At 71.5% G+C, this 5,893-nt stretch carries 7 protein-coding genes and 1 pseudogene; 2 read left to right on the top strand and 6 right to left on the bottom strand.

Annotation, left to right across the window (positions count from 1 at the left end; translation table 11 throughout):
• A pseudogene (locus AADR41_RS40715) lies at positions 1 to 99 on the bottom strand (coenzyme A pyrophosphatase); the annotation flags it as partial.
• 160 nt (positions 100 to 259) lie between these two features.
• The gene (nth, locus tag AADR41_RS40720) at positions 260 to 1,150 is read right to left on the bottom strand and encodes an endonuclease III (protein WP_446751203.1); all 891 of its coding nucleotides are present in this window, start codon (positions 1,148 to 1,150) and stop codon (positions 260 to 262) included.
• A 253-nt stretch (positions 1,151 to 1,403) separates the two neighbouring features.
• Here nth and AADR41_RS40725 point away from each other — a divergent pair, with 253 nt between their 5' ends.
• The gene (locus AADR41_RS40725; RefSeq protein WP_014046869.1) at positions 1,404 to 2,078 is read left to right on the top strand and encodes a Crp/Fnr family transcriptional regulator; all 675 of its coding nucleotides are present in this window, start codon (positions 1,404 to 1,406) and stop codon (positions 2,076 to 2,078) included.
• 154 nt (positions 2,079 to 2,232) lie between these two features.
• On the opposite strand, the gene AADR41_RS40730 is transcribed toward AADR41_RS40725, so the two are convergent.
• The 4 genes from AADR41_RS40730 to AADR41_RS40745 form a co-directional block, all read right to left on the bottom strand.
• The gene (locus AADR41_RS40730) at positions 2,233 to 3,063 is read right to left on the bottom strand and encodes an MBL fold metallo-hydrolase (protein ID WP_342287383.1); all 831 of its coding nucleotides are present in this window, start codon (positions 3,061 to 3,063) and stop codon (positions 2,233 to 2,235) included.
• Positions 3,060 to 4,010 carry an NUDIX hydrolase gene (locus tag AADR41_RS40735; RefSeq protein ID WP_342287385.1) on the bottom strand — a complete coding sequence of 317 codons (951 nt, stop codon included), beginning with the start codon at positions 4,008 to 4,010 and terminating at the stop codon, positions 3,060 to 3,062. The genes AADR41_RS40730 and AADR41_RS40735 overlap by 4 nt, the downstream gene beginning before the upstream one ends.
• 195 nt (positions 4,011 to 4,205) lie before the next feature.
• Complete coding sequence (locus AADR41_RS40740) at positions 4,206 to 4,676, bottom strand: RidA family protein (protein WP_342287387.1); 471 nt, start codon at positions 4,674 to 4,676, stop codon at positions 4,206 to 4,208.
• Positions 4,676 to 4,834: a DUF4177 domain-containing protein gene (locus tag AADR41_RS40745; RefSeq protein ID WP_003967454.1), complete on the bottom strand. Its 159-nt coding sequence runs from the start codon at positions 4,832 to 4,834 to the stop codon at positions 4,676 to 4,678. Before AADR41_RS40745 ends, AADR41_RS40740 begins: the two co-directional genes overlap by 1 nt.
• 83 nt (positions 4,835 to 4,917) lie before the next feature.
• On the opposite strand from AADR41_RS40745, the gene AADR41_RS40750 reads away from it, so the two are divergent.
• Positions 4,918 to 5,893 (top strand): ArsA family ATPase (locus AADR41_RS40750; RefSeq protein WP_342287401.1); only part of this gene is annotated, 976 nt, incomplete at its 3' end.

Below are 5,893 nucleotides of genomic sequence, written 5' to 3' on the forward strand. Positions count from 1 at the left end.
CCAGCCGGCGAAGTGCAGAATCCGGTCGATCACCCCGGCGGTGAAACCCCAGACCAGGGCGGATTCGACCAGAAATGCCGGACCCCGGTCACCGCCCGGTCCGCAGCCGCGGGAGCCGCTGGCGTATCCGTGCTCTGTTCGTGCGTCTTCATAGGCACCCCTCGTTTCACAACGCCTGTCATCACGCATTTCGTTCCGGCCGCTCCGGTCGCCCCTGCCGCTCCGGCCGTCCCGGCCGCCCTGCGGCCGGTGGCGGGCGTCAGCCCGCCCCGAGGGCCGGAGCGGGCTTGCCCGGATAGTCGGCGGGCGGGCTCAGCCGCTGGCCCGGCTGGCCGCCCATCTCGTACTTCAGCAGCTTCCTGGCCTTTTCCGGATCCGTCTCGCCCTCGCCGTACGCCGGGCAGAGCGGCGCGATCGGGCAGGCGCCGCAGGCGGGCCTACGGGCGTGGCAGATGCGGCGGCCGTGGAAGACGACCCGGTGCGAGAGCATCGTCCACTCGCTCCTGGGGAAGATCGTGGCGATCTCGGCCTCGACCTTCTCCGGGTCCTCCTGCTCTGTCCACTTCCAGCGGCGGACCAGACGGCCGAAGTGTGTGTCGACGGTGATCCCGGGGACACCGAACGCATTGCCGAGAACGACGTTGGCGGTCTTGCGGCCGACTCCCGGAAGCTTGACGAGATCGGCGAGCCGGCCCGGCACCTCACCGCCGTGGTTGTCCCTGAGCGCCACCGAGAGGCCTATCAGCGACTTGGTCTTGGCCCGGAAGAACCCGGTCGGCCGGATGAGCTCCTCCATCTCCTCGGGGACGGCGGCGGCCATGTCCTCGGGGGTGGGGTAGGCGGCGAAGAGCGCGGGAGTGGTCTGGTTGACCCTCAGATCGGTGGTCTGGGCGGAGAGGACCGTGGCGACCAGGAGCTCGAAAGGGTTACGGAAATCCAGCTCGGGATGGGCGTACGGGTACAGCTCGGCGAGCTCGCGGTTGATCTTGCGGGCGCGGCGCACCATCGCCAGGCGCGACTCCGGCTTCCGTCCCGACCCTGCCGCGGCCTTCACCGTTGCCTTCGTGGCCGGCTCCGCCGGCTTCCCCACCGACTTCCCCGTGGGGCGTTTTGTCGCTTTTTTCGGGCGAATCGCACCCTGTTCGCCCACAGCGGAATCACGGCCCTCCGACACCCCATCAGCCCCCTTGGCCTGCGCTCTCACCGGCGATTTGGACACCCGGCCAGCCTAGAGCCACGCACCGACATCTGCGCCCGTCACCGGGTATCCGCCCCCGATCGGCCCCCTGCCGCACGATTGGGCACGCCCGTGCGTCAAACTGGTTTGTGATCGATCGCACTGTTTTACCGTCCGGCATGATGGGGACCACGGTTCCCTGAACAGGCCGACAAGGAGAGAACTCGTGGACGACGTTCTGCGGCGCGCCCCGCTTTTCGCGGCGCTCGATGACGAGCAGGCCGCGGAGCTCCGCGCCTCGATGAGTGAGGTGACCCTCGCACGCGGCGACGCGCTCTTCCACGAGGGCGACCCGGGCGACCGCCTGTACGTGGTCACCGAGGGCAAGGTGAAGCTCCACCGCACCTCCCCCGACGGGCGTGAGAACATGCTGGCGGTCCTCGGCCCCGGCGAGCTGATCGGTGAGCTGTCGCTCTTCGACCCGGGCCCCCGCACCGCCACCGCGACCGCGCTGACCGAGGTCAAGCTCCTCGGCCTCGGCCACGGCGACCTCCAGCCCTGGCTGAACGCCCGCCCCGAGGTGGCCACGGCCCTGCTGCGCGCCGTCGCGCGCCGCCTGCGCAAGACCAACGACCAGATGTCCGACCTGGTCTTCTCCGACGTACCGGGCCGCGTCGCCCGCGCCCTTCTCGACCTGTCGCGCCGCTTCGGCGTCCAGTCCGAGGAAGGCATCCACGTCGTCCACGACCTGACGCAGGAAGAGCTGGCCCAGCTGGTCGGCGCCTCCCGCGAGACGGTCAACAAGGCACTCGCCGACTTCGCCGGACGCGGCTGGCTGCGCCTGGAGGCGCGCGCCGTGATCCTGCTGGACGTGGAGCGCCTGGCCAAGCGGTCCCGCTAGCCGGACCGGGGCCCCGGCCTCATCGGTATCCGTGCGCAAGGCCCCGCCATCACCCGGCGGGGCCTTGCCGCGTTCCCGCCCCGCCCGCGTACGGCGGCCCGGGGCACCGAATCCCGGGGCCCGGGACGAGGACGGCGGCCGGCGGCCGGAGGCCCTAGATGAGCCCGTGCTCGCCCAGGTATTCCAGCTGGGCCAGTACCGAGAGTTCCGCGGCGGGCCACAGGGACCGGTCCACGTCCGCGTACACCTGCGCCACCACCGCCGACGCCGTACGGTGCCCGGCCTCGACCGCCGTCTCCACCTGGGCCAGCCGGTGCGCCCGGTGCGCGAGGTAGAACTCGACCGCGCCCTGTGCGTCGTCCAGCACCGGACCGTGCCCCGGCAGCACCGTGTGCACGCCGTCGTCGACGGTCAGCGAGCGCAGTCTGCGCAGCGAGTCGAGGTAGTCGCCGAGCCGGCCGTCCGGATGCGCGACGACCGTGGTGCCGCGCCCGAGGATCGTGTCCCCCGTCAGCACCGCCCGGTCGGCGGGCAGATGGAAGGAGAGCGAGTCCGCGGTGTGCCCGGGGGTCGGTACGACCCGGAGTTCCAGGCCGCCGGTGGTGATCACATCGCCCGCGGTCAGCCCCTCGTCGCCCAGCCGCAGCGCCGGGTCCAGGGCGCGCACCTTCGTACGGGTCAGCTCGGCGAACCGCGCCGCGCCCTCCGCGTGGTCGGGGTGCCCGTGGGTGAGGAGGGTCAGCGCAATCCGGCGGCCGGCCCGCTCCGCGACGTCGATGACGGCCCGCAGATGGGTGTCGTCCAGCGGGCCCGGGTCGATGACGACCGCGAGGTCCGAGTCGGGCTCGGCGACGATCCAGGTGTTGGTGCCGTCCAGCGTCATCGGCGAGGCGTTGGGGGCGAGGACGTTGACGGCGCGGGCCGTGGCGGGGCCGGACAGGACCACGCCACGTGGCTGTCCGGGCAGCGCTGCCGCATTGCTCATATGGATCCGCCTCCCACACCACCAAAACCGCCACCGAAGCCGTCACCGGAACCGCCACCGGGACCGTCGCCCGACGGCCCGCTCGGGATGCGCTTGGTGAACTCGTCGTGTCCCGGCCAGCTCAGCACCAACTCGCCGCCCTCCAGCCTCGCCTGTGCCAGCACCGGCGTGAGGTCCTGGGAATCCGCCGCCTTCAGGGCCTCGGCGGCCGTCCCGTACGGCCTCAGCGCCCGCAGCGTCGACACGGTCGGCGGCATCATCAGCAGCTCGCCCCGGTCGTACCCGTCGGCCGCCTCGCCCGGCTCGATCCACACCGTGCGGTCGGCCTCCGTGGAGGCGTTGCGGGTGCGCTGACCCTCGGGGAGCGCGGCGACGAAGAACCAGGTGTCGTAGCGGCGGGGCTCGAACTCCGGGGTGATCCAGCGCGCCCACGCGCCCAGCAGGTCCGAGCGCAGCACCAGGCCGCGCCGGTCCAGGAACTCGGCGAAGGACAGCTCCCGGGCGACCAGTGCCTCGCGGTCGGCCTCCCAGTCGGCGCCGGTGGTGTCGCTGACCACCGTGCCGGCGCTCGGCCCCGCAAGCAGGACGCCCGACTCCTCGTACGTCTCCCGGACCGCCGCGCAGACGATGGCCTGGGCCTCGGCCGGGGTGGTGACGCCGAGCCGCCCGGCCCAGCTCTCCAGCGCGGGTCCGGCCCAGCCGACGAGCCGGTCGTCGTCGCGCGGGTCGACCCCGCCACCCGGATAGGCGTACGCCCCACCGGCAAAAGCCATGGAGGCCCGGCGGCGCAGCATGTGGACGGTGGGACCGCCCTCGGTGTCAGCGGCGGAGTCCCGGAGCAGCATCACGGTGGCGGCCCGCTTCGGGGTCGCGGCGCTCAGCTCACCCGCGGCGAGTGCCCGGATCCGGTCGGGCCATTCCGGTGGGTACCACTGACCATTGGACATGGCCGGAGGCTATCCGGAACCGCGCCGATGTTCGAGAGGTGCAGTGATCCGTACATGCCCCGTACACAGATGATCCCGCCCGGTCGTCGTGACCGGACGGGATCGAAGAGGTTCTGAATGGAACCGGAGAAGACCCGACCGGGACCGAAGAAGATCCGGACGGGATCGGGAAGGGTTGCGAAGGGAACGTACGGCTCAGGCCCCGACCAGCTCGACCTGGACCTCGACCTCCACCGGGGCGTCCAGCGGCAGCACCGCGACGCCCACCGCGCTGCGCGCGTGCACACCCTTGTCGCCGAGCACCGCGCCCAGCAGCTCGCTGGCGCCGTTGATCACGGCGGGCTGGCCGGTGAAGTCGGACGCCGAGGCGACGAAGCCCACGACCTTCACCACACGTGCGATCCGGTCCAGGTCGCCCGCGACGGACTTCACGGCGGCCAGCGCGTTGAGCGCGCAGGTCTTCGCCAGCTCCTTCGCCTCGTCGGGCGTGACCTCGGCACCGACCTTGCCGGTGACCGCGAGCTTGCCGTCCACCATCGGCAGCTGGCCGGAGGTGTACACGTACACCCCCGACCGCACGGCCGGCTGGTACGAGGCCAGCGGCGGCACGACGTCCGGCAGCGTCAGCCCGAGCTCGGCGAGCTTCGCCTCGACGGTGCCCGCCACTACGCCTTCTCCCGCTTCAGGTAGGCCACGAGCTGCTCGGGGTTGTTCGGGCCGGGAACGACCTGGACCAGCTCCCAGCCGTCCTCGCCCCAGGTGTCCAGAATCTGCTTGGTCGCGTGCACGAGAAGGGGCACGGTCGCGTATTCCCACTTGGTCATGGGCCCGACTGTAACGCCTGTGTAATCCCTGGCACGCGCAGCCTCGTGCGTAGCCTGCGGTGTGACTGGTTAGGCTCGAATACGTGAGCAGGTTCCAGGTCGTCAGCGGCAAGGGCGGTACCGGTAAGACCACGGTTGCCGCCGCTCTCGCGCTCGCCCTCGCGACCGAGGGCAGGCGCACCCTTCTCGTGGAGGTCGAGGGCAGGCAGGGCATCGCCCAGGTCTTCGAGACGGAGTCCCTTCCGTACGAGGAGCGCAAGATCGCCGTCGCGCCGGGCGGCGGCGAGGTGTACGCCCTCGCGATCGACGCCGAGCGCGCCCTGCTCGACTATCTCCAGATGTTCTACAAGCTGGGCAGCGCGGGCCGGGCGCTCAAGAAGCTCGGCGCGATCGACTTCGCCACCACGATCGCGCCCGGTGTCCGGGACGTACTGCTGACCGGCAAGGCCTGCGAAGCCGTACGCCGCAAGGACAAGCAGAACCGGTACGTCTACGACTACGTGATCATGGACGCGCCGCCCACCGGGCGCATCACCCGCTTCCTCAATGTGAACGACGAGGTGGCGGGGCTGGCCAGGATCGGCCCGATACACAATCAGGCACAGGCCGTGATGCGGGTGCTGAAGTCCCCCGAGACCGCCGTCCATCTGGTGACGCTGCTGGAGGAGATGCCGGTCCAGGAGACCGCGGACGGCATCGCCGAGCTGCGCGACGCCGAACTGCCGGTGGGCCGGGTCATCGTGAACATGGTGCGGCCCCATCTGCTGGACGAGGACACGCTGCGCACCGCCGCGGGCGGCCGCCGCAAGGAGATCGCCAAGGCGCTGACCCGGGCCGGGGTGACCGGCTCCGCGGGGCTGGTGCGCCCGCTGGTCGAGCAGGCGGCCGAGCACGCGCAGCGGGTCGAGCTGGAGCGCGAACAGCGTGCCGTGCTCGCCGGCCTGGAGCTGCCCGGGTACGAACTCCCGCTGATCGGCGAGGGAATGGACCCGGCCGGTCTCTACGACCTGGCGACCGAGCTCCGCAAGCAGGGCGTGGGCGAAGGGGCGGGACAAGGGG

Origin of the sequence: Streptomyces sp. CLV115, assembly GCF_038448545.1 — a bacterium.
GTDB lineage: Bacteria > Actinomycetota > Actinomycetes > Streptomycetales > Streptomycetaceae > Streptomyces > Streptomyces sanglieri.

What these genes read in the sequence shown, in the direction of transcription:
- AADR41_RS40745 (WP_003967454.1), bottom strand. Translation starts at nt 4,834, where the DNA reads ATGACCAAGTGGGAATACGCGACCGTGCCCCTTCTCGTGCACGCGACC.
- AADR41_RS40730 (WP_342287383.1), bottom strand. Translation starts at nt 3,063, where the DNA reads ATGAGCAATGCGGCAGCGCTGCCCGGACAGCCACGTGGCGTGGTCCTG.
- AADR41_RS40735 (WP_342287385.1), bottom strand. Translation starts at nt 4,010, where the DNA reads ATGTCCAATGGTCAGTGGTACCCACCGGAATGGCCCGACCGGATCCGG.